Source organism: Chrysiogenes arsenatis DSM 11915 (assembly GCF_000469585.1).
In the GTDB taxonomy this organism is placed as follows: Bacteria; Chrysiogenota; Chrysiogenetes; order Chrysiogenales; family Chrysiogenaceae; genus Chrysiogenes; species Chrysiogenes arsenatis.
In genome coordinates this window covers 1-26,210 of record NZ_AWNK01000012.1, presented here as the reverse complement: position 1 = coordinate 26,210, position 26,210 = coordinate 1, and the positions used below count along the sequence as shown (strand labels likewise).

Below are 26,210 nucleotides of genomic sequence, written 5' to 3'. Positions count from 1 at the left end.
CCGTGCTGACCCCATCTTTCGCTTCGCACTGGAAGCGCGGGAATTAGCACCTTTTCCCGAAGGATTGGTTGCTGTAGCTTCGTCGGGCCCGTCCCTCAGCTACTCTTGATGAAGATTGCTTGCACGTTATAACAGCCGATGCGTGCAACGTCAACCACCGATTTTACTTGTCGCAGGACTCATTTTCACTTACTCTTGCGCCATTTTTTAGTGGTTCGTTGGGGTGTACGCCTCATAAATAAATTTTTCAAGGAGCTTCTATGTCACATCTCGTCGGTATTATTATGGGGTCAGACAACGATATGGACATTATGAAAGAAGCGGTGCTGCAACTGCGCGAGTTCGGCATACGTTCTGAGGTCATCGTCTGTTCGGCACACCGCACCCCTGATCGCACGGCAGAATGGGCAAAAAGCGCTCGCTCACGTGGATTCAGAGCGATTATTGCTGGTGCCGGTGCGGCGGCACACTTAGCCGGTGTGCTCAGTTCAAAAACGACCCTCCCCATCATTGGCGTGCCCATTGACTCCAGCTGCCTTAAAGGCCTTGATGCCCTCCTTTCCACTGTGCAGATGCCAGCAGGCATTCCAGTTGGCACAATGGCAATCGGTAAAGCAGGCGCGAAAAATGCTGCTATTTATGCCGCACAAATGATCGGTGTTTTTGACGAAGAGGTCGCCACGAAACTCGAAGCATTCAAGGCAGATATGGCGAAAAAAGTTCTCGAAAAATCGGCTAAAGTTGAAGCAGAGTGGAATATATAACGTGAATCAGCCAGTAGTATTCGTTTTCAGTCAAATCCTTGAGCTTGTCCGTGCCGTGAAAGGGGAGCAGGTTCTCTGCTTCCCGACGGAAACCACCTATGGCATTGGTGGATTGGCCGTGAGCGAGTCCGCTACGCGCCGTATTTTTGCCATTAAAGGGCGCCAATACGACCAACCGCTGCCGGTAATTTGCGGATCATGGGAACAGGTCGAACGTTGCGTTATAATCGAACCGTACCAACGCCCACTGCTGGAAGCCTTCTGGCCAGGACCGCTTACGGCAGTGCTCCCGGCTCGCATCCCTTTTCCGGCTGGTGTTGTCGACGCACAGGGGAATATTGCGGTGCGGATCACTGGGCATGCTCTTTTGCGTGCTCTTGTGAAACATACCGGCCCTATCAGCGCTACCAGCGCCAATCAAAGTGGACAACCTGCTGCCACCAGCGCGGTTGCCTGCCTGCCACTGGCGGTTGATGCCGTGCTTCATGACGACGACAGTACACAAACCACCCCTTCCACCATTATCACGTGGCAAGAGGGGCGAGTTGTGATTCTCCGCGAAGGCGCTCTGAACAAGCACCGTCTCGAACAATTCATCGCATCTGCGACGACATGAATACCATCGCCACGCCAGTGTGTCGCTTCCGTCGCAACGATTCACTTGTTGAACGTTTCGGCTTTTGGGAACCTGACCGCATTACCCCTGCTGTAGGCAGCCTCTTCTATGGATTGATGGCAGAACCCCACACGCACCACAGTGACGAGGTCACACTCCTGCCCGCTCTGGCACCACAAAACATCCTATTGCTCGACGAACAACATCAGCCAAAGCTCCAAAAAAGCTTTGCGAATCTGACCACCGCCAACCGCGTGAAGGCAGAGACGCCTGCGACGGTGCACGCGGCGATTATCTGTGGCGGAAAGTGTGGCGTTGGGTCTTCGTTAGATTTCTCCCTGTTTGCTTGGACGTGGTGTTGCGATCTCGAATTTGATGGGCGCGTTCAAATGTGCGCCCGCTCGTTCTTGCTTGGATGTACGCTCTTCCCAATAATAGCAGGTAAAAATATCGCCGTAGGCATCGCTGACAACGCCTCGGCTCATGGCTCAATTTCCCACGAAACTATTATGCCGATTCTTGTTCATCTGGTACGCCACCACACCTTTTTTCCGGGCGATATGGTAGCGTTCCCGCTCTTTCGAACCCTCCTAACACCGCACACGACGCGTTGGTGTGCTGGAGAACACCAATGGCCCGCCATTTAAAAATCATTGGCATATCCTGCTCGCTTCTTCTCACCATAAGCATCGCGGTCGCATTTGGTGGCTGGCACTGGTTACAAACGCAATGGGATACTCCTGCGGTCACTACAGAAAGCATACTCGAAATACCACGCGGAACCTCTGTTCGCGATATTGGCCGCCAACTGCAAACGCTGGATATCGCACCGTATCACTGGCTCTACCCTGTGCTCGTCCGCTTAGAAAACCTGCCACCCAAAAGCGGCGAATATCTGCTGACACCAGATGCCAGCCTGCGCGACATCGCTAACATATTGCACCGTGGCGTTTCCGTCTTGCATGCCATCACTATCCCAGAGGGTTCAAACTGGAAACAGATTCGCACGATCATCAACGAAAATACCCTTTTAGATATGGCGCTTTTTGAAAAATTACTCGCGGAATTCATCGCCGCGCAACCAGCGCTCGATACGTTTGAGGGAGCCGTCTATCCAGAAACCTATTTATTCGCCAAAGTGAATGGAGAGCAAGAGTTGATGCGGCAGATTCAGGCAAAAACAACAGCCATGCTGGCGCAATTTCCTACGCCTGAGGCGGCTCGTGAAGGGTTGATCCTCGCCTCTATCATCGAAAAAGAGGCAGGCAATCGAGAAGAGATGCCGCTCATTGCTTCGGTGTTTTACAACCGCATCAAACGGGGAATGCGATTGCAATCCGATCCAACGGTCATTTACGGCATGTTTGATTCCTATGACGGCACGCTGCTGCGCGGTCACCTACAAACCGATACGCCACATAACACCTATACGCGCAATGGCTTGCCACCAACGCCTATCTGCTCGCCTTCCGCCGCAGCCATCAACGCCGTGCTACTTCCAGCACAAACGAACTATATCTTTTTTGTTGCGGACGGACGCGGGGGACATGCCTTCAGTGCAACACTTCAGGAACACAACAGGTATGTCCAGCAATACCGTGCACTGATGCGCAACCGATAATAGGAAGAGAACATCTACGCTTCAATCAATGCTCTCACACAAACCCCAGCTCTTTTAAACTCACTTCGCCCTGCGGCGAGATAATAATGTGATCGAGGAACTGTATCCCGAGCAACTCTCCCCCTTTGCGCAGCCGTTCGGTGATAGCTTTGTCTTCGTTGCTGGGATCTAATGATCCTGATGGGTGGTTGTGTGCGGCAATAATACTTGCCGCACGGTCGCACAAAGCATCCGCAAACACTTCACGCGGATGAACTAAGCTGGCATTCAGCGTTCCGATAGTAATCACACGCCTTTCAATCAGACAACCCGCCCCATCAAGGGTGAGCACCACAAAATACTCCTGCTTTTTATGGCGGTACTCTTCAAGCAATGGAACCACATCGCGGTAAGAAGCAATGCGCGCACCACGCGCCGCATACAGCCGCCGCCCCATTTCCAGTGCCGCCATGAGCTGGCACGCTTTGGCCGCACCAATACCAGCGACACCCTGCAAATCATCCAGCGATAACGCTTGACGATGTTGCAACATCAGTGCCTCAACTCGCTTACCGATGCTCAGAATATCGCAACCACGGGTGCCACTCCCAAGGATAACGGCGACGAGTTCTGCGGTTGAAAGCGATTCGGCACCGCGACTTTCAAGTTTTTCTCGTGGCTTATCCTGTGATTCCATTATGCTGATTTTCATGTAGGATCCTTTTCGTCATCATCAAGCATACGGTACTTTGGCCCTTCCACGTCATCAAACTGTCCGGAACGGAGCGCGGCTAAAAACACCAGCCACGCTCCGAGTCCGAGCACTAAGCTAATTACAATCAGAATAAGCACCGAAGTCATACCGGCTACTCCACGACGTACAGGTTCTGTTCGATGGTAAAGGGGACGGTTTCAGGCTGAAGCGTGGCGATGACTTGCCATGCGCCTGGGTAGGGGAAATCTGGCTGAACCCGAAAGCGCCCATCTTCCAGCGTAACAACAAACTCCTGCCGCTCCTGATGGCGATGAACGGCAACTACTTGGATATGCGCGGTAGTGATAGGAGCAACCGAGCCATCAGGCTGCATGAAACGGATGTCCACTATCGTCTGCCCACGTTGCAACGGCGCAGGAACATCGACCATCATGGCCCAGCCATGTCGCTCACGTTCGACCAAGGCACGATCCCACGCTAATGCGGCGTCGTATGGTTTGGCAACAACGGTTCCGTCAAAATATCGTACCCCGAACCATGCACTGGAAAACACGGCAGCCAGTGCGAAAAAAATAACCGCATACAGAGAATATTTCATGTAGCCCATGAGTATTAGTTCCTTTCAGGAAGTCGGAAGTTCAGGGTTTGCGAAGCGGTGTGCTTGCGAGCGGCATTGGTTACAGAAAGCACAATTGGTATCAATACCCGTCTCTCCTCTAGCGGTGCCTTCAGCGCCATCATAACGGCAATTTCTTGCATTGCCCCACCGCCTAACGTCAGCAAGCTTGGGGCGCGGAGTTCAGCAGGATATTCACTATGCACAGCCAAGGTGAACTCCTGTGTGTCGCGTTGTTTATTTTTTACTTTGATAAAATAGGCATTCACCACATCTTCGCCAATCTGCGTTGGTGGGTACAAGTAATGCGGACGGACGATAACCTCGAATGATGTTCGGGCTGCGCCCATCCATATCAATATGGCCAACAAGACCAGTGACACTCCGCTGAGCACAAGGACACTGGGACGCCAGAATGACCCCTGAGAGCCACGCGCCACACCGAAGCGGTAATCGATGAGAGTCTTTTTCTCCAATCGACGCATCACATCACGACATTCGTCGATACATTCTGCACAATTGATGCAGGCGGAAACCACGCCAGCACGAATGTCGATGCCAACCGGACAAGTTTTTACGCAACGATGACACTTGATGCAATCACCCTCTCGCTCGGCATCAAATGCAATCACCAGCGTTGTATCGTCAAACAAAACCCCTTGCAGCTTTGCATACGGACAAATTGTGGTACAAAAACTGTGACGCACCAGAGTAAAATGGAGGAGGAAAAAACTACTCAGGGTGATCCAAAATCCCCACACCACGGCACCAAGTTCCCCATGCCACAGCTGCCCGAAAAAGTCGTACGGCGAGACAAAGTACCAGATAAGATTGGCGCTCGTAAGCACCGCCACAATAACCAGATGCGAGTACGCCACCGCTATGCCCACCAATGACAGAGAACCGGGATGATCAAGCGAACGGGTAACGTCAATAAACACCGTCTGTGGACAGACCCAGCCGCACCACACTCGACCAAGCGCCACCGTAACGGCAAAAAACACCGCCACGCAAAACAAGAGAGCGACAACCAGAAAAAAGAACTCTTCGAGGGCATACGCTCTCCCGAATGCCAACAAGGTGAGTGTTGGGATATCAAAGCGAAAAGCGCTTTCCCCGTCAATCAGCACGAAAGGGAGCGTAAAGATAACTACCGCCTGAAACCACCGTGCATAGCGACGCCACGTACGGTATGGCGTTAATTCACTCATCGCCGTCTTGCATCATACGGTACTTTGGCTCTTCAATGTGATCGCGATGTTTTTTTTGATAGGTGTGAATGGTAATCACAATCAACACAACAACGAGTGCAATACCAAACAACAAATACCACAAGGTTCCTGTTTCCATACATCCTTCCAATGCAAAGCGTCTCCCACTCTGCGAGTGAGAGACGCTTGCGAATACTTACTTTTGAATACTTTCTTGGTAGGCCTTATCTTGGCTCCAACCACTAATAATTGGCGTATATGCCGCAACATAGTAGATGCCAAACACTATCAACCCAAGATAGAGCACAACCCACCCGATCGGCAGTTTACGTGCTGTTTCATGCGCTTCAAACGTTTCAAAATCATCAAATTCTTCGTGTGTATCTGGTGTCGATGCCATACGTGAACCTCCTCATTGTTACTGCTGGCGTAGCGTTTTCAGGTATTCAACAACAGACCAGATTTTATCTTTGGTCAGTTGTTCGCCGTAGCGAGGCATCAGAAAGCCCATACCACGGCCACCTTGAGCAATAATCACAAAGCTCATCCGGTCTTCCAGATTCATCTGAGCATGAGCGATAAGCGATGGCGCGTAGTAATCATTCGCCTGTACCCCTTGTGCCTGATCGCCGTGACACCCAGCACACAATGCAATAAAGACGTTACGCCCTGCCGCAGCGGCCGAGGCATTGCCATCAAGCGGGCTCACTGATTCGATGTCGTCAAGATTTAACTGACCACTTTTCTTCACACCACCCGTTACGGCAGCTCCTGTCACCTGCAAGTACGCGATAATCGCATCCATTTCTGTCTTCTGAGAGAGCGCTTCAATTTCAGCCTCCGTGAAGGGAAAGCCAAGCCCCTGCATGCCACGACGCGTAGCATTTGCTTTTACCATACGATCAGCCATAAAGGCATACGCTGGCATGTTTGAATCGGCGTAAAACGTCCGAGGATTGGCCATATGTGCCACGTGCCACGTGTCAGAATATTTACCACCAATGCGCGCCAAATCAGGGCCTGTCCGCTTTGAGCCCCATAAGAAAGGATAATCGTACGCGAATTCGCCTGCTTTCGAGTACTCTCCATAGCGCATGACTTCAGTTTTCAGTGGCCGGACGGTCTGCGTGTGACAGTTTACACACCCTTCACGCTGATAGATATCACGCCCCGCAAGTTCCAGCGCGGTAAATGGCTGGAGGTTAGCGAGCTTAGGGTTCATCCCTTCTGTAAACATAGGGTAGAAAACCGTCGCAACGGTTCCGATTAACACGGTAACCGTGGCAACAAGCGTGAACAGTACGGACTTTGAGTAGAATCCATTTTTATCTGCTGACATGTTTCCCCTCCTCTACGCTTTCACGGTTTGCGGACGCTGAAGACTCCCGCGTCGCATCGTCATGTATATGTTGTAGAGGAAAAGCAGCATCCCGACCACAAAGATAAGTCCGCCTAAGGTCCGGATCTGCCAATACGGATAGCTGGCGCTCACACTCTCCATAAAGGTGTACTGTAAGCTCCCATCAGGATTGGTTGCTTTCCACATTGCCCCTTGCATAATCCCTGCTATCCACATGGAAATAGAGAAAATCAACTGACCGACTAACACCAACCAGAACTGGACGTTCGCTAGCCGTTCACTGTAGATCTCCGTATGGTATATTTTCGGAATGACGTAGTAGATCGATGCCACGATAATCATCGTAACCCAACCCATAGTACCCATGTGCACGTGCCCTGGCACCCAATCGGTATAGTGAATCAGCGAACTTATCACACGAATGCCCTGCGATGGCCCCTGCACCGTTTGCAATGCATAAAATGTCACGCCAACGAGGAAAAACTTGGTCAGATAGTTTGTCCGCATCTTCGACCAATCCTGATCAACCGTGTAGAAGGTATTAAAAACCGATCCCCACGAAGGCGCGATTAAGAAGAGGGTAAACGCAATAGCTAATGTCTGAATCCAATCGGGGACTGGCGTATACACAAGGTGGTGCGCTCCAGTCCACAGATAAGCAAAAATCAACGACCAGAATGCGACGATAGACAGCCGATGCGAATAAATCGGCAACCCAGTCGATTTCGGCAAGAAGTAGTACAGCATAGCCAAAATCGGCGTTGTAAAGAGGAAACCAACCGCGTTGTGGCCATACCACCACTGCACGTTGGCACTATTAACACCGGCAAAGAGATGATACGACTTCATAAGCCCCGTTGGAATCGCAAGGTTATTGACGATATAGAGGATGGCCACCGTCACAACCGTGGCAATAATAAACCACAACGAAATATACATTTGTGGCTCTTTACGGGTAAATATAGTTCCCATAATATTGATAGCAAAGATAACCCATAATACAACGATTGCAATGTCGAACGGCCACTCAAATTCGGCATACTCCAGCGATTGCGTGTAGCCCAAAAGCAAAGAACCGCAGGCCAACAATATCCCTACGTTGAAAAGATACAGGTGGAAACGGGCAAGCTTCGGGAACAGCAATGGCCGTTTACACAAACGGACGGTAAGGTAATAAAAAAGACCAAACTCCGCCCCAATGCCAAGACCGTACGCAAGCACATTCGTGTGGAATGCCCGCATCCGGCCAAACGCAAGTTCTGGGGTAAAATTGTGCATTGGTGACCACATCTGGATTGAGATCAATAGACCGGCCAGCAGCCCTATAACTGCCCAGAAACAGGCCGAAACAATGAACCCTTTGACGGTTTCGTTGTCATACCGATAATCATTCATGAATACCTCCAGCTCAACTCATTTCACTTACTTGGCGTGTAATTTCTCTAAATCCTTCTCCAAAAAGACCAACTGACTCATTTTCTCTGCCTGGAATTGCCGAATAACGTCACCCTGAAGCTCTTTTAGAAACCGTGAAATCCGACACAGAGGCTGGAGTTCGCATTTCTCTTCGGCATCATTACAACTGTTAATAGAGCTTTGGTTATCCATAGCAACCATAATATCGTAAATACTCAACGTTTCTGGGTCAGCACTGAGCATCACGCCACCAGCTTTCCCTGTCTTTGCTTCTACGATATCCCCACGCTTGAGTTGTTGAATGATTTTAATTACGATTGGCTTACTTAAAAACAATCGATCGCAGATATCAAAAATTTTAACGCGCTCCCCTTTCCGTCCAGCCAGATACGCCACAATTCGAATCGCATAATCGGTTTCACGCCGGATAAGACTTGCCATTTATGACCTCCTTGGTAATGAAGAAATAAAACAACTTTTTCTACGTGTCAAGCGAATCATTCGAAAAAATTCACATGCCAAGCGTAGAAATTCTGCCACAAAAAAAGGCTGAGCAAAAGAGCATCAGCCTGCATATTTACTTATCTTACTGAGAAACATATCATGGCCACGTTGCGCTAACGTGTCAGTTAACGAACACTTTCTGATACGTGCGCATATCTTCAAGCGCCCAGCCCGTCCCCTTGACAACACTGGTTAAAGGGTCGTCCGCCACAATGACATTTAAGCCTGTCGCGCGTGAAATAAGCACGTCCAAATTGCGCAAGAGAGCACCACCACCCGTCAGAACGATACCGTGATCGGCAATATCAGCAATCAATTCTGGGCTTGTCTTGTCAAGAGCCCGCTTGATAGCATCGACGATAGCGTTTACCGGCTCAATAATCGCTGCACGGACTTCCACACTACTCAGCTCTACAGAACCAGGGATCCCCGTTGTCAGATTCCGCCCCTTGACCATGTATGAAATTTCATGCTCCAGCTTGTAGGCGCTTCCAATTGCAAACTTGATGTTTTCCGCCAGATTTTCGCCAATCAGCATATTATATTCAGTACGCAAGTAGCGCATGATGGATTCATTCAATTCATCGCCCGCCACACGGACACTTTCAGAATACGCGATTCCCCCAAGACTAATAACGGCAACTTCCGTCGTACCGCCACCAATATCGACGACCATGTTCCCAATCGGCTCGCTAATCGGCAATCCGGCACCAATCGCCGCCGCCATCGGCTCTTCAATCAAATAGCACGAGCGCGCGCCAGACTGCTCCGCGGCATCGATTACCGCTTTTTTCTCAACCGACGTAATCCCGGCTGGCACACATATGATCATCCGTGGGTTGATCAAGTGCACGCGGTTATACACCGCCTCAATCATTTTGCGCATCATCTTGTTCGTAATCTCAAAGTCAGCAATAACCCCATCTTTTAGCGGACGAATAACACGAATATCCTGATTTGCCCGGCCAAGCATTTTCTTGGCATCATTCCCCCAAGCGATAACATTATTGCTCGACTTATCGATCGCAACAACGCTCGCCTCATTCAGGACAATCCCTTTCCCTTTATGGTAAATAAGAGAGTTGGCCGTCCCAAGGTCCATCGCTAAATCTTTTGAAAACACTCCAAAGAGAAAATCAAACATAGATACGCCTTTGTTCAAGAATGTTTATCGCAAACGTGCAATTTTTGACACACGCCTTAATCCGAAGTCAACACTTTTTATACAAGGCAGTTGCACCATACCATGTGCCTACTGCTGAGACTGCTGTAATTGCTGGCGTTCGCGAATAACACTCACCCGCTCGCCCCCGACTCCCCAATTATCCATATCGACCTCATCAATCACCACTACCGTCGTAGCAGGATTTTTCCCTAAAGTATCAACTAACAGTTGCGTTACCCCACGAATCAACTCCTCTTTTTTGGCGACCGTTAATCCTTCTTTCGTTACCTTAATGTTGACATACGGCATAAATCGCTCCTTTTTCTCGCAATCTAGTTTAATGAGCCACAGGGTGCCACACGTTTTCCGACACACCACGCATAACATTTATAACGCGCGCCAGCATAAACAAGGCATCCGATAGGCGGTTAAGATACACCGCCACCCGTTGAATCTGTATCCGATACGCACCCTCTGGCAACGCATCCAACAATTGACAAACACCTCGCTCGGTACGGCGGCATACGGTACGCGCCAGATGTGCTAGCGCTGCACTCGAATCTCCCCCTGGCAGAACAAAGCTCTTTAGTTCCGGTAATTCGCCTTGCCATATGTCAATCTGCTCCTCAAGTTGCCGTACCTGCTCTTCACGCAGCGGAGCCAGACGCTCAATGAGTGGCGAACCCGGCAGCAGTGCCAACCACGCGCCCATCTGGAAGAGATCCGCTTGCACGCCAAGGAGAAACTCTCGTTCCGTACCCGTCGTCAGCGAAGCATGGAGCATACCAACAAGCGAATTCAGTTCATCCAACTCACCATACACAACGATATGCGGATGATACTTGGAAACCCTTTCGCCGCCCAAGAGCGCAGTAGTGCCGCTATCACCTGTCTTCGTATAGACCTTCACGCTAGGCGCCTCCAACAAGGCCAAAGATAGCGTTCAGATCAGCCGGATGCGCAATAACGTACAATGTCGTTTGGCCCATTTTTGACGTATGCGGTCTGTCGCCATCTTGCAAACCAAGTTTTTTCCAGATATCACCCGTGGCGTCTAAAAGCACCAAATGCTCGATCCCTTGATAGTCGACTAAATCTTTCATGATCGGTTGCAACTTTTCCTGTGCCGCATCAAGTTGATCAAACCGGACGAAAGCAGGTTGCAGCGCTGCATGTAACGTCGCACGCAATGTTTCGCCCCACTTTTCTTCTTCGGCTGCGGTGCCGATAATCCCAGCAGTCACCTGTACTTTGCTCAAAAGACGGATAGGATCTCCAACCTGAGCGGTGCCAGGACGAGTGACCACGCCAAAGATCCCTTCGCGTGGCATCACACAATCGCCAGCTTGGTAATAAATCGCACAGCGATGATGACACACCTTCCCTTTTTGCGACAAAGTCAGCGTCAGCTCTTCACCTATTTGGATTCTATCCCCAAGCGCCAGCGCGGTAAGATCAAGTCCTGTTGTCGTGATATTTTCGGCAAAATCTCCGCTTTTAACGTCCAGCCCTTTTTCCACCATAGTGTCAATCGACTCTTGTGCAAGCAAACTTACTTGACGGTGCCATTTTCCGGCATGGGCATCGCCCTCAATTCCGTGATTTTCCAGAAATTTCGCCATCGGAACATTATGCTTGCGAACCCCTTTGGTGGTACTAACCGAAAGTGCGTGAATATTCATCCGTATTACTCCTTCAGTGAGGCATGTATTTATGGATGATATACCATGCAAAGCTTGATGATGAATAACGATTTTTCTCCAGAGAAAATTCCTATTTTAGACCAGAATCCTGCTATAATCACACAAAAATCCTAACGAGGCTCCTATGAACCGTGAAGAGTTAATGGAAGAACTTTTTGATTTAGCAGAAGATATCGCGGAGGAACATCCCATTCCTGCTGGCATTTTGTACACCTTGTGTGGCTGCATGGATGAAGGGAGCGAAGCTGACCTCGCATCCGTTGTCAACATTTACGTCCAAGAGAAAGTACTGCAACAGGATCGTCATCAGGAAGAGTAAGACGCTCAATGCTCGCGGGGGCGCAGTTCTCCAGACACAAGCTTCTGGTAAAACTGATCGACTTTCGCTTCCAGCGCAGAGCGATCTTTGGAATTATCAATGCAATAATCGGCGTAGCGCATACGACGGTGCAATGGCATTTGCGAACGGATTGCCTCCATTGCGGCTTGTGCTGTGACACCATCACGCTGCATGAGCCGCTCAACCTGAATCGGCACTTCACAATACACCACCACGACAATGTCCATCTGCGCGTAGCTGCCTGATTCAATGAGTAAGGCCGCGTCGTAGACGACGTGAGGGGAGTGCTCTTGCAACTCCGCAATACGTTGGTTACGCCGCTCGATAATACGCGGAAGCAAAATATCGTCGAGTTGTTTTTTTTGTTCAGGTTGCGAAAAAATCTCCTGCCGGAGTTTTTTTCTATCAAGCATCCCATCTGGCAGTAAAATATTCGCACCAAAATGGGCGACAATTTCCCGAAGCACCGCGCTACCTGGTGTGACCACTTCGCGCGCGACAACATCGGCATCCACGACAGGCAACCCTCTTTGCTGCAAAAGATGACTGACGGTTGATTTTCCGCTGGCAATACCACCCGTGAGCCCAATCAACATACGTTCACCACTTACCGATACGGCTGCGCCATTGGAGGAACAGAACCAAAACTTGGCACCGGCATTCCGCCTGGACCCGCTGGAATAGTCGGCACGGTATGTTCATACACGTACCCATCGGGAGCCGCCATTGGATGGCCACCAGTATACCCCGGAGGCATAATAATCATCCCGCCAGTATTGGCACCATGAGGAGACGACATCGCCATCCGCTGTCCATGTGAGGGCGGAGCGATCATACTATTCTGATGCATGTACCCACCATGAGCCGGAGCCATCGAACGGGTTGAGCTATGGCAGGCATAGCAGTCAGAATTATTCGCTTCCATCATCCGTTCACGCGAATAATTCCGGTTGACATATTTTTTTGTTTCCACGGTCGTCACGTAGGTGTCCGTTTCCGGATAGTAGCTAAAGACGTAGCACCCCTGAAGCAGCGATGCCGCCAGCACAACGCCTATCCACCGTAAACTTCTCATTATTGGCTCCTTTTTTATGCGACTCTCGTTTGCTAAAAAATAAATTCGGCGTGATCACGCCCAGTCATTCGCGCCGAAAGGGTTTTCCCTGTGCTGGTATTTTTCAGGGTGATAGTTTCGCCACGATAGCCATTGGACTGAGCAATCGCGCTCATAGCAATAGTAACGCCAGCATTACGGTACACAACTTTCACCACATCGCCACGTTTCACAATATGGTCACGTCGCAGATCGCCAATGCGCACCACATTCCCTGGGCTCAGCGGACGCGTAGCCACCACGTGGTCGTCAAAAACCATTTGGTCGATATCAAGCGCCTGCCGCTGAAAACGGGCATCGGCCACATCTTCGACAAAGTCGTCGCGAGTCACGACTTCGCCACGCTCAAACGACCGGACAGGCAGATACACCACCCGCCGCTGCAACACCGTCACACGAACTTCCAAATGATTCCCCTGCTCATCGCGAACGTCGAGCATGGAAACGCCACTGCGGTTAATGTAGCCAGAAACGCTAAGCCGCTTGCCACGCAATACACTGTCGTCGCGATACTGCATCCGTTCAATCCCAGCGAGCAAACCAAGCTCCTGCTGCACGTACTGTTCGATAATATCCTTAATCACGCCCACGTGTTTTTGTGAAGGCACCGTAGGGATTGACACTTGCTGAGTTGGTGTTTGCTGGGCATCAAGCACTTGCAACACCGGAAAACTGGCCCACGAAGAGATCGCCACAAAAAATATAATTCCAAAAGAGAGAACCCATTTCATAGCATCACCCCTTACCGTTTCAGGTTGGTGGCGGTTTGCAACATTTCGTCACCGGTAATAATCGCTTTCGAATTGATCTCATACGCCCGTTGACCGGTAATCATATTGACCATTTCTTCGACCAGTTGCACGTTACTCATTTCCAAATACCCCTGCGCGATAGCGCCAAGGCTTTCCTGGCCAGGAACACCAACCAGCGGCGCACCGGAAGCCGCCGATTCTTTGTAGAAGTTACTTCCTATAGAGTGCAAACCAGCAGGGTTGATAAAGCGTGCTGTGGTTATTTGACCCAGATCGGCAGGGTCAACTTCACCCGCAATTTTTGCGGTTACCGTTCCATCCTGACCGATAAAAATCTGTTCGGCATTATCTGGAATAACGATGCCGGGATTCAACGTAAAGCCATCTACTGTTACCACTTGCCCCTCGTTATTCTTGGTAAAAGCCCCGTTACGAGTGTACGCGATAGTACCGTCAGGCATGTCGATTTGAAAATAGCCCGCCCCTTCGATCGTAAGGTCAAGCTGATTCCCCGTTTGCATGAAGCTGCCTTGCGTATGCATTTTGGTCACGCCAGCCACACGCGCCCCCAAACCAAGCTGCTCACCAACTGGCCGAGTAATACCAGCGGAGGTTGAAGAGCCTGCTGGCTTAATGGTTTGGTACATAAGATCTTGAAAATCCACACGGGCTTTTTTGAAGCCAACAGTATTGACGTTCGCAAGGTTGTTGGCAATGTTATCAATGTTCGATTGTTGCGTCATCATTCCGGTAGAACTTGTGTAGAGTGCGCGAAGCATACATCACCTCTGTATTTTCGGGTTACATCCCTTTGGACGCGCCAAAGAGTTCAGTCATCGATTGATCTATCGTCGTTACCATTTTCTGATAGGCCTGAAAGGAGCGGTTGATCTCGATCATATCTACCATTTCCCGTACCATGTTTACGTTGGACATCTCGAGATATCCCTGACGCAATCGGTAATTCGTCGCTGGCTGTTCTTCGACTTCAGGGGAAATTTTTTCATACTGGTTAAAGCCGATTTTTCGCAAATCACGCTCATCTTCAAAACGGACAAGCTTCAGAGCGGCAATCTGCGCCCCATCGACAAACACTTCCCCCGCCTGATTGATATCGAGCGTTTCAGGATCTGTAATGGTGATGCGAGACTGTAAACCGTTACCGGTCGTTGACTTGACAATAAAACCTTCTTTCGTCGTCAGGTTGCCCTGCGTGTCAACTTGTAAATTGCCACTACGGGTATAGCGCTCGCCCCATGGGGTATGCACCGCAAAAAAGGCGTCGCCATCAATGGCAACATCGTACGGGTTCTTCGTCTCGATAATCTGCCCCTGCCCGTAATCAACGTCAATTGCAGGGATATTATGGGTGTTATTGATCGTTTCGTTAAAAAGCGTTTTGCGCCAATCTTCCTCTTCGCGCGTGGTTGATTTCGCACGAAAATTATCGATAGTAACTGTGTCTTTCTTAAAGGCCGCAGTGTTAATGTTGCTCAAGTTATTGGACACCACATCCAATCGCTTTGACTGTATCAACATACCACTGACTGCTGTGTATATACCGTTAACCATGGCACTATCCTCCTGTTACATCACGGAAGCATTCAATAACAATGCCAAACGAGAATTTGTCGTTTCACACGCCGCGTATTCCACAAGGGAATAGTTGCCTTTCTCGATAAATACCGTTACTATTCGCGCTATCTTATTTCACGGTGGGAGGTACGGCTCCATGGGTCAGACAGAGGATAGAAAAGGGATACTCCTTGAGAGTGGCACGAATGAACTAGAGATCATCGAGTTTCAAATCAACAAAATTCAGCCCGATGGATCTGTCAAAGTGGGGTATTACGGCATCAACGTTGCGAAGGTTCGCGAAATCATTAAACCGCCGGAAACCACCGACTACCCGAACTCCCATCCATGCGTCACCGGCATATTTAACCTCCGCGGTCGCCTTATCCCTTTGATAGATCTTGCTGGCTGGCTTGGGATCACTACCGACAACAAGATGGAAGATAAAAGAATTATCGTTACTGAATTCAACCAGATGTTTAATGGATTTTCGGTTGATAACGTCAGCCGTATCTATCGCATTTCTTGGGAAAATGTCGAATCTCCTTCCCAGTTTCTTGAAGGTGGCGGGAATGACTGCGTTGTCGCCGTTGTACGCCTTGAAGATCGCCTGATCATGCTACTTGATTTTGAAAAAATTATTGCCGACATCAACCCTGAGCTCAGTATGGAAAAATACGATGTCGCCACCGATATCAAAGTAAGCCAAACCAGCGACTCGACCAGCCGTCGCAAGCAGCACCATGTCGTTATTGCCGAAGATTCAACCTTTATCCGTAAGCTTCTTTATGACACCCTCCACAGCGCTGGCTACAACGTATTGACTGCGAACAATGGTCAGGAAGCGCTCGACATCTTTCTGAGTGCCGCAAAAGAGGCAAAAACTTCTGGCGAAAACGCAATGGATCAACTTCACCTCCTCGTCAGCGACGTGGAAATGCCGCGCATGGACGGCATGCACTTAGTCAAAAGACTCCGCGAAATGGATGAGTTTGACTCGCTGCCAATTATCATGTTCTCTTCAATCATGAGCGATGAAAACCGCAAAAAAGCCCTTTCACTGGGGGTCAACGATACCATCACCAAACCAGAGATCAGTCGGCTTGTACAGCTCGTTGATTCGTATATTTTGACATAGCCGCCGGTTGAATTTTTCACCATTTTCGCTGCGAAAATGGTGAAAAATCCCTCATGCTGCTGGAAGGACTTCCATGCTGAACCCATCCTATGCGGACTACCATTTTTCTGAAGATTTCTTTATAGAATCATTCAGTAATCAAACTCAGTCGACTGCACTCCTCAAGTCAATCACTCCGGATACCGTATTGATGGTGCTTACGAACACCACCTCAAACCACGAACAAGTCGTTAAACTCTTTGATCGCTTTGTGAGTGCGTCGAATGGCGAAGAGTTTCGCATTAGCCGCTTTATTGAATATGTGCGTGAAAACATCCGGTTTCATGCGCACCACGATATCCCCATGCTCTTTGCTTTTTTCCAACAAGTACGCCAAACAATGCTGGTGGCCAACTTTGGCATGCCGCCCGTCATTCTCCATTCTGAACATGGCGAACCGCTGATACTTCGGCAGCATGAGCCGAAACTTGGTAACTACAATGCTCCTTTTACGCTTCAAGTCATTCCGACCGACCCACTTGCCACCATCTTCCTCACGAATTCAACCTACTTATCACAAGTAATGGGTGAACAAAAAGAAATCGTCTTTAGTCGCAACCAAGTTCTCTTTCGGACGAATAAAGAGATGCTGGATGCAGAACAGTCAATCTCTTTCTTCCATTTGTGCCTGTACGGCAAGCAAATAGACCGGATTATTGTCCCACCGAAAAGCATTACGCTCTCACTTGATGCGGTGAATCAAGCTGAAATTGATTTTGACAACTACCTCAATCAAGAAAAAGTTCCCTCCGTCGTATCATCAACTATCGCGCTGGTATTTCACGAAATCATCCTGAACGCATTTGAACACGGAATCCTTGCTATCAATGCAGATGAAGGGAAAAAGAATGCACTGATTATGGATGGCGAATACGAAAATTTCGTTCATGAAGCCGCACGATCAGCTATTGGCACTATTTCGTATACGCTTACCCGCTATCGTCATAACCTCATGCGCATCACCATCACCGATTCTGGTGGCGGCTTCTGCTTTCATTCATATATTACCCGCCAACTCACTCAAGGGGTAATGAGCCTGCACCATCGCGGCATCCGTATGGCTATCGAGATGAGTGACGCCATCTTCTACACTCGAAATGGCACACAAGCCGATCTCTTCTTCCGCTTAGAAGATCGCTGCGAACTCCCTACCGCAGGGCTTTCCGCTAAGAGCGCCATCGAGAATAACACCCTTGACCTGACTTTGCTCTACGTCGAAGACGACGACATGGCACGCAAACTCTATGCGCGGATTCTCAAACGACGGATTGGCACCATTTATATGGCGACGAACGGCCAAGAAGGGTTGGAAATGTTCCACAACACCAACCCCGACATCATCATCACCGATGTCCAAATGCCAAAGATGAACGGTCTCGAAATGGCACGCCATATTCGTGAAAAAAACCGTACGGTTCCGATTATTCTGACGACCGCTTTTTCCGATCGTGACTGCTTTGTGGATGCGATCGAAATAGGGATCAATCGTTTTATTAACAAGCCAGTGGAAACACCCCGTCTGTACGAAATAATCGATTACTACGCACATATCATCACCACACGCAAAGAACTTGAGCGCAAAATAACGGAAGAAGAAGCACGAAAACAGCAAGAATTTTTTGCTCTCCAAAGCCAGCACGCTTACATGGAAGCGCAACAACAAACCGCTTTTTCGAAAGAGCAACTCATCATCCGCGATGATTCTGAACAACTCACGACGCTGAGCAGTACGATTTTCTATGAGCCTCGCGATATTTTGAGTGGAGATATTTACGGCGTAATCAAAGCAGACGAAGACCACCAATTGTTCTACATTATCGACTGCATGGGAAAAGGGCTGGGCGCCTCGGTAACGGCCACTCTCTCCGCAGCCTTTATTAATCGACTTGACGCCGTTACTATCAGCGGTTGCCTTGACGCAACCGTGAAAGAATACTTTGATTATATTAAAAACTACCTTCTGGACGACGAGCTGGTCTCTTTCACGATGATTTGTGTCAACGCTCGTGAGCGGCGCCTGCGCTATGCTTCTTTCGGAATGTACCCTTTGCTGATCAAAGACCTGAGCACAGGGAAAATTCAAGAATACCGTTCGAACAACCCACCACTCATGGTGTACTACCCGACGTTCAAAGTATCCGCGATAGAGCTACCGCAATCATTCAGCATCCTGATTTACTCTGACGGTTTATGCGAGTCACCCGAATTTAGCTCGCCGGAATTGCAACACGCCTTCCGCACACACAACTCGCTCGAAGCCATCATCGACACCTTTACCAATGCCACGGGCATGCGCCTAGCGGATGGTACGTTTTGCAAAGAGTTGCAATCGGATGACCTCAGTGCCATCTACATTACGTCGCGCGAATAGTTTGGCACGCAACCCAGTCAAGATATGGCGGAAATCCGCCTGACGAAGGATAAAAAAGGATAGCGGGACACTCGTACGGATGAACGGCACACACAGCCTCTGCCACCGCACATTGAGACTCTGCAGTGGTTTTCACCAGCAAAATCGCTTCCGAATCGTGCTGAATCTGGCCATTCCATTCGTACACCGAAGTGACTGAAGGAATGATATTCGCGCAGGCCACTAACTTTTGCGAAACAAGCTGTTGCGCTATACTCATTGCGCAGTCGACATCAGGCGTGGTGATATACCCAAGAACAACATTCATCGAAACCCCCTTGAGACACAAAAGCCGCACCCACACAAAGGTGGGGCGGCTTTTGTCGTATGGACACTTAATAGGAAGTTTACACTCCCATGCGCTCTCTCAGCGCATACCGGTAGGTATACGCCAACCGATCAATCGGCACCGCCACTACAGGCGTACGCTCAATGCTGATGTTGAGCGCCGTTCCCCCAGTAACCCCGATGCGCGCACAAGGATACTGACCCGCAATCAACGATTCAAAACGGGCAACCTGCTCTGGTGCCACGCTCACGACGACACGTGAATGTGTTTCGCCGAAAAGAATTGCATCGGTGCGGATGCCACCTGCAAGATTTACGCTGGCACCCATCGCGCCGCCACAAGCATTGATGCCGCACTCTGCCAGGGCAACCGCCAAACCGCCTTCGGCACAGTCATGCGCACTCTGCAGCACTTTGGCTTGTGCGAGTTGCTGCAACACTTCGACCAACTGCTTGGCTTCGCTCAAGTCAACTTTCGGCGCATCACCAATGATTTTCCCGAGCGTCATCTTGATATATTCCGATCCGCCGAGTTCATCGCGATTCGTCCCCAGCAAGTACACAACATCTCCACACTGTTGGAACGCAGAAGGGACGCGGTTTTCGATATCTTTTATCAAACCAACCGTCGAAACCGTTGGCGTAGGATAGATAGCGCCCTGACCAGCCGTTTCGTTATAGAGCGACACGTTGCCGCTGATCACAGGAATGCCCAGCTCACGACAGGCCTCTTTAATGCCACGCACGCACTCCACGAACTGGTACATGGTTTCCGGTTTTTCCGGATTCCCAAAGTTGAGGCAATCGGAGATAGCGAGCGGCTTTGCACCCGTACAGGCAATGTTACGCGCCCCTTCGGCCACGGTCGCCTTGCCACCCTCATACGGGTTCAGGTAGCAATAGCGGCTATTGCAGTCCGTCGTCATCGCGACCCCTTTGCTGCCGCCTTTAATCCGCACCAGCGCCGCATCGGAGCCTGGCACAAAAACGGAATTCGTGCGCACTTGATGATCGTACTGCGAGTAGATCCACTCTTTCGAGCAGATGGTCGATTGACCTAACAAGCGTTGGAGGACGACGCCACAATCCTCTGGCTCGGCAACCGTGGCAAAGTCAAAACCTTGCACCTCGTCAAGATACGCTCCGCGCTGGGTTGGGCGATCGTAGAGCGGAGCGGCATCAACGAGCGGTTCAATGGGAAGGTCGGCCACGGTTTCGCCGTGGAAAAGGAGGCGCATTCTCCCATCATCGGTCACTTTCCCTACCACTTCGGCATCGAGATCCCACTTGGCAAAAATCGCACGTACCTGTTCTTCACAACCGGGGTGCACAACCATGAGCATCCGTTCTTGCGATTCGGAAAGCATCATTTCATACGGCGTCATTGCGGTTTCACGGCAAGGGATGCGGTCGAGCCACATCTCTATGCCACTGCCCGCGCGCGCTGCCATTTCAAAAGAGCTGGAGGTCAACCCTGCCGCTCCCATATCTTGAATCCCGACGATATACTCCGTCTGCATCAACTCAAGACAGGCTTCGAGGAGAAGTTTTTCGGTGAAAGGATCGCCAACTTGAACCGTCGGACGTTTCTCTTCAGAGTTCTCATCAAAGTCGGCTGACGCCATCGTCGCGCCATGAATACCGTCGCGCCCTGTTTTCGCGCCGACGTACATCACCGGATTGCCAACCCCTTTGGCATTGCCGTAGTAGATTTTGTCTTTTTTGACATATCCAAGGGCAAATGCGTTTACGAGGGGGTTGGTGCTGTATTGGTCATCAAAGTAGACTTCGCCAGCCACCGTCGGCACACCAAAACAGTTGCCGTACCACGCAATCCCGTTGACGACTCCGCTCAGTAAGTAGCGGTTTTTCGCCGTGTCGAGTTCGCCAAAGCGGAGCGAGTTCATCGCCGCTATTGGCCGCGCGCCCATAGTAAAGACATCGCGTAAAATCCCGCCAACACCGGTCGCAGCACCTTGCAATGGCTCGATAAACGAAGGGTGATTATGCGATTCAATTTTAAACGCCACGCACTCATCATCACCAATATCAATGATGCCCGCGTTTTCGCCTGGCCCCTGAACGACCCAAGGCGCTTCCGTGGGAAAGCCACGCAAATGAATTTTGCTCGATTTATAGGAGCAGTGCTCGCTCCACATAACGCTGAAAATACCGAGTTCCGTCAGTGTTGGGACGCGACCCATTATGTCGAGCGCCTTTTGGTATTCATCGCCCTTTAATCCAAATTCGCGAGCCAGTTCTGGCCCCACTACCATTGTTTTTTGTGTCATGCGCCCACCACGTGTTCTTTGAGTGCGGTAAAGAGAGGCAAACCATCAGTGCCACCAAGCAACGACTCGACAACCCGCTCTGGGTGCGGCATCATCCCCAGCACGTTTTTGCGCTTGTTCAGGACGCCGGCAATGTCGCTCATCGAGCCATTGGGGTTATCCACATAACGGAAAGCTACCTGTTGGTTTTCTTCCATGGTGTCAAGCGTTGCGGCATCCGCATAATAATTCCCATCATGGTGTGCAATCGGAATATCAATCACTTGCCCCTGTTGGTAACGAGCGGTAAAGCACGTTGCTGCATTTTCCACCCGCAATTGCACGGATTTGCAAAGAAACTTCAGATGACGATTGCGCATCAAGGCACCCGGCAAAAGGCCGCTTTCGGTCAATACCTGGAAGCCGTTGCAGATACCAACAACGGGTCGCCCTTCGCCCGCGAAGCGGATAACATCGCGCATGACGGGAGAGTTTTTCGCAATCGCGCCGCAACGCAGATAGTCGCCGTAACTGAAACCACCGGGAACCACTACGGCATCGACATCGCCAAGTGACCCCTCTTTGTGCCAGATAAAGACCGTTTCAACGCCGAGCACATGCTTTAGCGCGTGGTAGCAATCGTGGTCGCAATTCGATCCGGGAAAAACAATGACACCGGCCTTCATCCATTCACCAGTTCAATGCGATAGTTTTCGATGACCGTATTGGCGAGGAGTTTTTTCGCCATCTCAGCCACTTCGCTCCGCACCAATTCGGGATCCGTGCCATTCACTTCAATTTCGAGATACTTCCCGACGCGAACATCGCGGGCGCTCTGAAAATCCATAGCATGGAGTGACCCGAGAATCGCTTTTCCTTGAGGATCAAGGACGCCATTTTTCAACGTAACATATACCTTGGCAAGCATCAGTTACATCCCCGCTCTTCTATGCGACGGATAACTTCGGCATATGACTCTTCAATTTTACCCAAGTCGCGACGAAAACGATCTTTATCCATTTTTTCATTTTGTCGTAGCATCCCACAGGCGGCTGGTATCGGGACAAATTTCATCCGCAAGGATAATGTTCCCTTCGCAATCGACACCAAATTCAAGCTTGATATCAACGAGCTTAATCCCAATGCTTTTGTAATAATCAACAAGCAGTTGGTTCACTTTTATAGAAAGATCGTCAATAATCGCCATCTGTTCACGCGTCGCCCATCCCATCGCATCAATATGCCAGATATTGATAAAGGGATCGCCTAGCTCGTCCGACTTATAGCAATACTCTACAACTGTTTTATTCAGTACAACCCCCTCCTCACTACCAAGTCGCTTGGCAAGAGAGCCTGCAATTATGTTACGAATAATCACTTCTACGGGAATAATCTTAACTTTTTTACACACCATCTCGCGCTCACTGGGTCGTCCAAGAAAGTGCGTGGGAATGCCATTTTTCGCCAGATACAGAAAAAGGATCTCGCTTGCGCGGTTATTGATAATTCCTTTATTCAAAATCTGATCTTTTTTTAACCCATTAAACGCCGTGGCATCATCTTTAAAATATTGAATAATTACGGTGGGATCATCTGTCGAATAAATGACTTTCGCTTTGCCTTCATAAAGCTTTTCGCGCTTTTCCATGGTGCACTCCCGAATAAAAAATTTCCCCGGCGAACCGGATTGGTGTGGGGGTGGCTGCCCGAATCACCAAGCTTTCTATCATAGCTGAGAAAATTCCCTTTTTCCAGAGGGATTGAAATGTTAAGGCATTTCAATCTATACTCAAACGTCCATTTTCAAATACTAGATGCGACCTCATTGGAGTTTACTTTGAAAACACTCGACATACTCATTGTTCTTGGCGCTATCGCCGTTGCTGTCGTTTATCTCGTGCAACGTGCACGAGCAAAAAAAGAAGAGCCACCCAAGAACTGTGGCTCAAGCTGTTCCGGCAAAGACAACTGCTCATCCGGCGGGTGTCACTAATTTACGGCATACTACCCACAAAGACGACCTACGCAAGAATAACAACAAAGGAAACTTATGCTTGAACATCATGCCTCAACCTTGAACGCCCTGAATGAAAAAATTGCTTTTTTCCGGAGGTGCCTTTGACATAACAGCAAAAGAAGAGCGACTCGCCGAAATCGTTCCAATGATGGAAGATCCGAAATTCTGGAGCAATCAGGAACTGGCGCAGAAAATTCTACGCGAAGACAAAATGCTAAAAAATGCTCTCGAAGGATTCCGCGCACTTCGCGGTCGCTGTGACGATGCTTTCGTCCATTACGAATTCGCCCAAGAAGATGAAAGTTTTACCGAAGAGTTCTTAACACACCTTCATAAGCTGGAAAAAGAAGTTCAAGAATATGAACTTACCGTCTTACTCTCAGGCGAACAAGATCCGTCAAATGCCTATGTGACCATTAACGCTGGCGCTGGAGGAACCGAAAGCCAAGATTGGGCAAGCATGCTGTACCGCATGTATACCCGCTGGGCGGAGCGGCATAAATTCAAAATTACTATTCTCGAATATCAAGAAGGCGAAGAAGCGGGAATGAAAAGCGCCACGCTCTTTATTCAGGGACTCTATGCGTATGGGTATTTAAAAGCTGAAACCGGAGTCCATCGACTCGTACGAATTTCTCCTTTTGACTCCAATGCGCGTCGCCACACCTCATTCGCATCAATATTTGTCAGCCCCGAAGTTGACGACGACATCGAAATTGATATTAATGAATCTGACCTGAAAATTGACACATACCGCTCAGGCGGTGCTGGCGGGCAGCATGTCAATACAACCGACTCTGCCGTGCGCATTACCCACATGCCGACCGGATTGGTGACACAATGTCAAAATGAACGCAGCCAGCACCAAAATAAAGAACAAGCCATGAAAATGCTCCGCGCCAAGCTCTATGAATATGAGCTAGCGATCAAAACGGCCGCGTTACGTGAAGTAGAAGATAGCAAAAAAGAAATCGGCTGGGGCTCTCAAATCCGCAGCTACGTGCTCCACCCGTATAAAATGGTCAAAGATCTTCGCACGCGGCATGAATCAGGCAATCCAGATAGCGTACTTGACGGAGCTATAGACGATTTTATTAAGGCCTACCTGCAGTGGATGTCTACTGGAGGCAAAACAGTGACGGAGTTTGAGAACGACGAATAACATTCTGCCTTTTATAAAGCGCCAAATACACGAAATCCCCCTGAAAACATTGTTCTCAGGGGGATTTCGCATGTGACGTCTATAGTCCATAATTGTAAACAATAAAAAACCTAGCACTGACCTATTTTCCCAGGATAACCCAAGTATCTTCGGCGGTGCAGAGCTTAACTTCCGTGTTCGGGATGGGAACGGGTGTGACCTCTGCCCTATCGGCGCTAGGCAAGATGATTTGTAATGTTTTAATGTTCGATACACAGTGTTTTTGGCTATTTAAAAAAAAATAAAAAGTCTGGCGCTGACCTATTTTCCCAGGATAACCCAAGTATCTTCGGCGGTGCAGAGCTTAACTTCCGTGTTCGGGATGGGAACGGGTGTGACCTCTGCCCTATCGGCACCAGACAAACTGTGTTTACATGTTTGCGAATCGAATAGAGTGTTGTTGTGTGCAAGTAGTAATCGTTCTGCTAGAAAGCCCATCATCAAAAAATGCACCAAACGAGGTTCTAAATCTAAAAAGTTCAATGGAGTTATTAGTACTGGTCAGCTGAAGGTATTACTACCATTACACTCCCAGCCTATCAACCACGTAGTCTACATGGACTCTCATGGGGATACTTAATCTTGAGGCTGGCTTCCCGCTTAGATGCTTTCAGCGGTTATCCGTTCCAAACATAGCTACCCAGCTGTGCCTCTGGCGAGACAACTGGTGCACTAGAGGTTTGTCCATCCCGGTCCTCTCGTACTAGGGACAGACCCTCGCAAGTATCCTACGACCACAGCAGATAGGGACCGAACTGTCTCACGACGTTCTGAACCCAGCTCGCGTACCGCTTTAAATGGCGAACAGCCATACCCTTGGGACCTGCTCCAGCCCCAGGATGCGATGAGCCGACATCGAGGTGCCAAACCTCCCCGTCGATGTGAACTCTTGGGGGAGATAAGCCTGTTATCCCCGGCGTACCTTTTATCCGTTGAGCGATGGCCCTTCCACGCGGGACCACCGGATCACTTTGACCTACTTTCGTACCTGCTCGACTTGTTGGTCTCGCAGTTAAGCTTCCTTCTGCCAATACACTCTGCGGACGATTTCCGACCGTCCTGAGGAAACCTTCGCGCGCCTCCGTTACTCTTTCGGAGGCGACCGCCCCAGTCAAACTACCCACCAGACAATGTCCTCCTCCCGGATTACGGGAGAGAGTTAGATAGCCAGTGTACCAAGGGTGGTATTTCAAGGTTGGCTCCACCGAGACTAGCGTCCCAGCTTCTACGCCTCCCACCTATCCTACACATGATACACCGATTATCATTGCCAAGTTATAGTAAAGGTGCACGGGGTCTTTCCGTCTTGCTGCGGTTAAGCGGCATCTTCACCGCTACTACAATTTCACCGAGTCTCTAGCCGAGACAGCTCCCAGATCATTACGCCATTCGTGCA

The 26,210-nt window shown here is 49.7% G+C and carries 31 protein-coding genes, 3 rRNA genes, 1 pseudogene and 1 riboswitch; of the genes and pseudogenes, 9 read left to right on the top strand and 26 right to left on the bottom strand.

Features of this window, described 5'->3' with window-relative positions; genetic code table 11:
- Nucleotides 1-8: 8 nt before the first annotated feature.
- Nucleotides 9-115: riboswitch (SAM riboswitch) on the bottom strand.
- A gap of 145 nt (nt 116-260) precedes the next feature.
- The 4 genes from purE to mltG are packed head-to-tail and all read left to right on the top strand — an operon-like array spanning nt 261 to nt 3,001.
- The gene (gene purE, locus P304_RS0109765) at nt 261-764 is read left to right on the top strand and encodes a 5-(carboxyamino)imidazole ribonucleotide mutase (RefSeq protein WP_027390395.1); all 504 of its coding nucleotides are present in this window, start codon (nt 261-263) and stop codon (nt 762-764) included.
- A 1-nt stretch (nt 765) separates the two neighbouring features.
- Nucleotides 766-1,380, top strand: a complete 615-nt coding sequence (locus P304_RS0109760) for an L-threonylcarbamoyladenylate synthase (protein WP_027390394.1) — start codon at nt 766-768, stop codon at nt 1,378-1,380.
- On the top strand, nt 1,377-2,027 hold the full coding sequence (locus P304_RS0109755) for a hypothetical protein (protein ID WP_027390393.1): 651 nt from the start codon (nt 1,377-1,379) through the stop codon (nt 2,025-2,027). The genes P304_RS0109760 and P304_RS0109755 overlap by 4 nt, the downstream gene beginning before the upstream one ends.
- Complete coding sequence (gene mltG, locus P304_RS0109750) at nt 2,012-3,001, top strand: endolytic transglycosylase MltG (protein WP_027390392.1); 990 nt, start codon at nt 2,012-2,014, stop codon at nt 2,999-3,001. The genes P304_RS0109755 and mltG overlap by 16 nt, the downstream gene beginning before the upstream one ends.
- A 34-nt stretch (nt 3,002-3,035) precedes the next feature.
- Here the strand turns inward: mltG and radC are convergent, their stop codons facing one another.
- The 13 genes from radC to P304_RS16935 form a co-directional block, all read right to left on the bottom strand.
- Nucleotides 3,036-3,692, bottom strand: a complete 657-nt coding sequence (gene radC, locus P304_RS0109745) for a RadC family protein (protein WP_027390391.1) — start codon at nt 3,690-3,692, stop codon at nt 3,036-3,038.
- Entirely contained in the window at nt 3,689-3,841 is a 153-nt protein-coding gene (gene ccoS, locus P304_RS0109740) for a cbb3-type cytochrome oxidase assembly protein CcoS (protein ID WP_027390390.1), read from the bottom strand. The genes radC and ccoS overlap by 4 nt, the downstream gene beginning before the upstream one ends.
- Nucleotides 3,842-3,846: 5 nt before the next feature.
- On the bottom strand, nt 3,847-4,293 hold the full coding sequence (locus P304_RS0109735) for a FixH family protein (RefSeq protein WP_160165051.1): 447 nt from the start codon (nt 4,291-4,293) through the stop codon (nt 3,847-3,849).
- Between the two features lie 14 nt (nt 4,294-4,307).
- Nucleotides 4,308-5,522, bottom strand: coding sequence for a 4Fe-4S dicluster domain-containing protein (locus P304_RS16280; protein WP_051321582.1), 1,215 nt, complete (start codon nt 5,520-5,522; stop codon nt 4,308-4,310).
- Entirely contained in the window at nt 5,515-5,661 is a 147-nt protein-coding gene (locus tag P304_RS16940; protein WP_152514525.1) for a cbb3-type cytochrome c oxidase subunit 3, read from the bottom strand. Before P304_RS16940 ends, P304_RS16280 begins: the two co-directional genes overlap by 8 nt.
- A 57-nt stretch (nt 5,662-5,718) precedes the next feature.
- Entirely contained in the window at nt 5,719-5,922 is a 204-nt protein-coding gene (locus P304_RS0109720; RefSeq protein WP_027390388.1) for a cbb3-type cytochrome c oxidase N-terminal domain-containing protein, read from the bottom strand.
- An 18-nt stretch (nt 5,923-5,940) separates the two neighbouring features.
- Nucleotides 5,941-6,861 carry a cbb3-type cytochrome c oxidase subunit II gene (locus tag P304_RS0109715; protein WP_027390387.1) on the bottom strand — a complete coding sequence of 307 codons (921 nt, stop codon included), beginning with the start codon at nt 6,859-6,861 and terminating at the stop codon, nt 5,941-5,943.
- 12 nt (nt 6,862-6,873) lie between these two features.
- Nucleotides 6,874-8,277: a cbb3-type cytochrome c oxidase subunit I gene (locus P304_RS0109710; protein ID WP_027390386.1), complete on the bottom strand. Its 1,404-nt coding sequence runs from the start codon at nt 8,275-8,277 to the stop codon at nt 6,874-6,876.
- Nucleotides 8,278-8,304: 27 nt separating this feature from the next.
- Complete coding sequence (locus P304_RS0109705; protein ID WP_027390385.1) at nt 8,305-8,739, bottom strand: RrF2 family transcriptional regulator; 435 nt, start codon at nt 8,737-8,739, stop codon at nt 8,305-8,307.
- A 184-nt stretch (nt 8,740-8,923) separates the two neighbouring features.
- Nucleotides 8,924-9,946: a rod shape-determining protein gene (mreB, locus tag P304_RS0109700; RefSeq protein WP_027390384.1), complete on the bottom strand. Its 1,023-nt coding sequence runs from the start codon at nt 9,944-9,946 to the stop codon at nt 8,924-8,926.
- 108 nt (nt 9,947-10,054) lie between these two features.
- Nucleotides 10,055-10,276 carry a 2-hydroxymuconate tautomerase family protein gene (locus P304_RS0109695; RefSeq protein WP_027390383.1) on the bottom strand — a complete coding sequence of 74 codons (222 nt, stop codon included), beginning with the start codon at nt 10,274-10,276 and terminating at the stop codon, nt 10,055-10,057.
- A 28-nt stretch (nt 10,277-10,304) separates the two neighbouring features.
- Nucleotides 10,305-10,877, bottom strand: a complete 573-nt coding sequence (locus P304_RS0109690; protein WP_027390382.1) for a cob(I)yrinic acid a,c-diamide adenosyltransferase — start codon at nt 10,875-10,877, stop codon at nt 10,305-10,307.
- Nucleotide 10,878: 1 nt separating this feature from the next.
- Nucleotides 10,879-11,649: an MOSC domain-containing protein gene (locus tag P304_RS16935; RefSeq protein WP_201766950.1), complete on the bottom strand. Its 771-nt coding sequence runs from the start codon at nt 11,647-11,649 to the stop codon at nt 10,879-10,881.
- Between the two features lie 145 nt (nt 11,650-11,794).
- Here P304_RS16935 and P304_RS0109680 point away from each other — a divergent pair, with 145 nt between their 5' ends.
- Nucleotides 11,795-11,989, top strand: a complete 195-nt coding sequence (locus tag P304_RS0109680; RefSeq protein WP_027390381.1) for a hypothetical protein — start codon at nt 11,795-11,797, stop codon at nt 11,987-11,989.
- A gap of 5 nt (nt 11,990-11,994) precedes the next feature.
- Here the strand turns inward: P304_RS0109680 and coaE are convergent, their stop codons facing one another.
- From coaE to flgF, 5 genes are read right to left on the bottom strand one after another with little or no spacing between them, the layout of a single operon-like run.
- The gene (gene coaE / locus P304_RS0109675; protein ID WP_027390380.1) at nt 11,995-12,606 is read right to left on the bottom strand and encodes a dephospho-CoA kinase; all 612 of its coding nucleotides are present in this window, start codon (nt 12,604-12,606) and stop codon (nt 11,995-11,997) included.
- A gap of 11 nt (nt 12,607-12,617) precedes the next feature.
- Nucleotides 12,618-13,085 carry a hypothetical protein gene (locus P304_RS0109670; protein WP_027390379.1) on the bottom strand — a complete coding sequence of 156 codons (468 nt, stop codon included), beginning with the start codon at nt 13,083-13,085 and terminating at the stop codon, nt 12,618-12,620.
- A 32-nt stretch (nt 13,086-13,117) separates the two neighbouring features.
- The gene (flgA, locus tag P304_RS0109665) at nt 13,118-13,855 is read right to left on the bottom strand and encodes a flagellar basal body P-ring formation chaperone FlgA (RefSeq protein WP_027390378.1); all 738 of its coding nucleotides are present in this window, start codon (nt 13,853-13,855) and stop codon (nt 13,118-13,120) included.
- A gap of 11 nt (nt 13,856-13,866) precedes the next feature.
- Nucleotides 13,867-14,655 (bottom strand): flagellar basal-body rod protein FlgG, encoded by a 789-nt coding sequence (gene flgG, locus P304_RS0109660; protein ID WP_027390377.1) that lies wholly within the window; start codon nt 14,653-14,655, stop codon nt 13,867-13,869.
- A gap of 22 nt (nt 14,656-14,677) precedes the next feature.
- On the bottom strand, nt 14,678-15,448 hold the full coding sequence (flgF, locus tag P304_RS0109655; RefSeq protein WP_027390376.1) for a flagellar basal-body rod protein FlgF: 771 nt from the start codon (nt 15,446-15,448) through the stop codon (nt 14,678-14,680).
- 160 nt (nt 15,449-15,608) lie between these two features.
- On the opposite strand from flgF, the gene P304_RS0109650 reads away from it, so the two are divergent.
- Together P304_RS0109650 and P304_RS0109645 are read left to right on the top strand one after the other, a co-directional pair.
- On the top strand, nt 15,609-16,589 hold the full coding sequence (locus tag P304_RS0109650; RefSeq protein ID WP_027390375.1) for a chemotaxis protein CheV: 981 nt from the start codon (nt 15,609-15,611) through the stop codon (nt 16,587-16,589).
- A 73-nt stretch (nt 16,590-16,662) separates the two neighbouring features.
- Nucleotides 16,663-18,999 (top strand): fused response regulator/phosphatase, encoded by a 2,337-nt coding sequence (locus tag P304_RS0109645; protein WP_027390374.1) that lies wholly within the window; start codon nt 16,663-16,665, stop codon nt 18,997-18,999.
- Here P304_RS0109645 and cutA read toward each other — a convergent pair.
- The 5 genes and pseudogenes from cutA to purC form a co-directional block, all read right to left on the bottom strand.
- Nucleotides 18,983-19,306, bottom strand: coding sequence for a divalent-cation tolerance protein CutA (gene cutA / locus P304_RS0109640; RefSeq protein WP_027390373.1), 324 nt, complete (start codon nt 19,304-19,306; stop codon nt 18,983-18,985). The two genes, P304_RS0109645 and cutA, sit on opposite strands and share 17 nt — an antisense overlap.
- A 79-nt stretch (nt 19,307-19,385) precedes the next feature.
- Nucleotides 19,386-21,617, bottom strand: a complete 2,232-nt coding sequence (gene purL / locus P304_RS0109635; RefSeq protein ID WP_027390372.1) for a phosphoribosylformylglycinamidine synthase subunit PurL — start codon at nt 21,615-21,617, stop codon at nt 19,386-19,388.
- Complete coding sequence (purQ, locus tag P304_RS0109630) at nt 21,614-22,282, bottom strand: phosphoribosylformylglycinamidine synthase subunit PurQ (protein ID WP_027390371.1); 669 nt, start codon at nt 22,280-22,282, stop codon at nt 21,614-21,616. The genes purL and purQ overlap by 4 nt, the downstream gene beginning before the upstream one ends.
- A complete protein-coding gene (gene purS / locus P304_RS0109625; protein ID WP_034765089.1) occupies nt 22,279-22,524 on the bottom strand; it encodes a phosphoribosylformylglycinamidine synthase subunit PurS in 246 nt (81 codons plus the stop codon). Before purS ends, purQ begins: the two co-directional genes overlap by 4 nt.
- Nucleotides 22,524-23,244: pseudogene (purC, locus tag P304_RS14995) on the bottom strand (phosphoribosylaminoimidazolesuccinocarboxamide synthase). The gene purS and the pseudogene purC overlap by 1 nt, the downstream one beginning before the upstream one ends.
- A gap of 189 nt (nt 23,245-23,433) precedes the next feature.
- On the opposite strand from purC, the gene P304_RS16685 reads away from it, so the two are divergent.
- Both P304_RS16685 and prfB read left to right on the top strand, forming a co-directional pair.
- Nucleotides 23,434-23,589, top strand: a complete 156-nt coding sequence (locus P304_RS16685) for a FeoB-associated Cys-rich membrane protein (RefSeq protein ID WP_160165050.1) — start codon at nt 23,434-23,436, stop codon at nt 23,587-23,589.
- A 57-nt stretch (nt 23,590-23,646) separates the two neighbouring features.
- A protein-coding gene (gene prfB, locus P304_RS14990; protein WP_152514524.1) for a peptide chain release factor 2 occupies nt 23,647-24,775 on the top strand; the annotation gives its coding sequence in 2 pieces (ribosomal slippage) (nt 23,647-23,706 and nt 23,708-24,775; 1,128 coding nt in all).
- A 108-nt stretch (nt 24,776-24,883) separates the two neighbouring features.
- Here the strand turns inward: prfB and rrf (P304_RS0109610) are convergent.
- The 3 genes from rrf (P304_RS0109610) to P304_RS0109600 all read right to left on the bottom strand — a co-directional run.
- Nucleotides 24,884-24,995, bottom strand: a 5S ribosomal RNA gene (rrf, locus tag P304_RS0109610).
- A gap of 67 nt (nt 24,996-25,062) precedes the next feature.
- Nucleotides 25,063-25,174: ribosomal RNA gene (rrf, locus tag P304_RS0109605) — 5S ribosomal RNA — on the bottom strand.
- 110 nt (nt 25,175-25,284) lie between these two features.
- Nucleotides 25,285-26,210: ribosomal RNA gene (locus tag P304_RS0109600) — 23S ribosomal RNA — on the bottom strand; the annotation flags it as partial.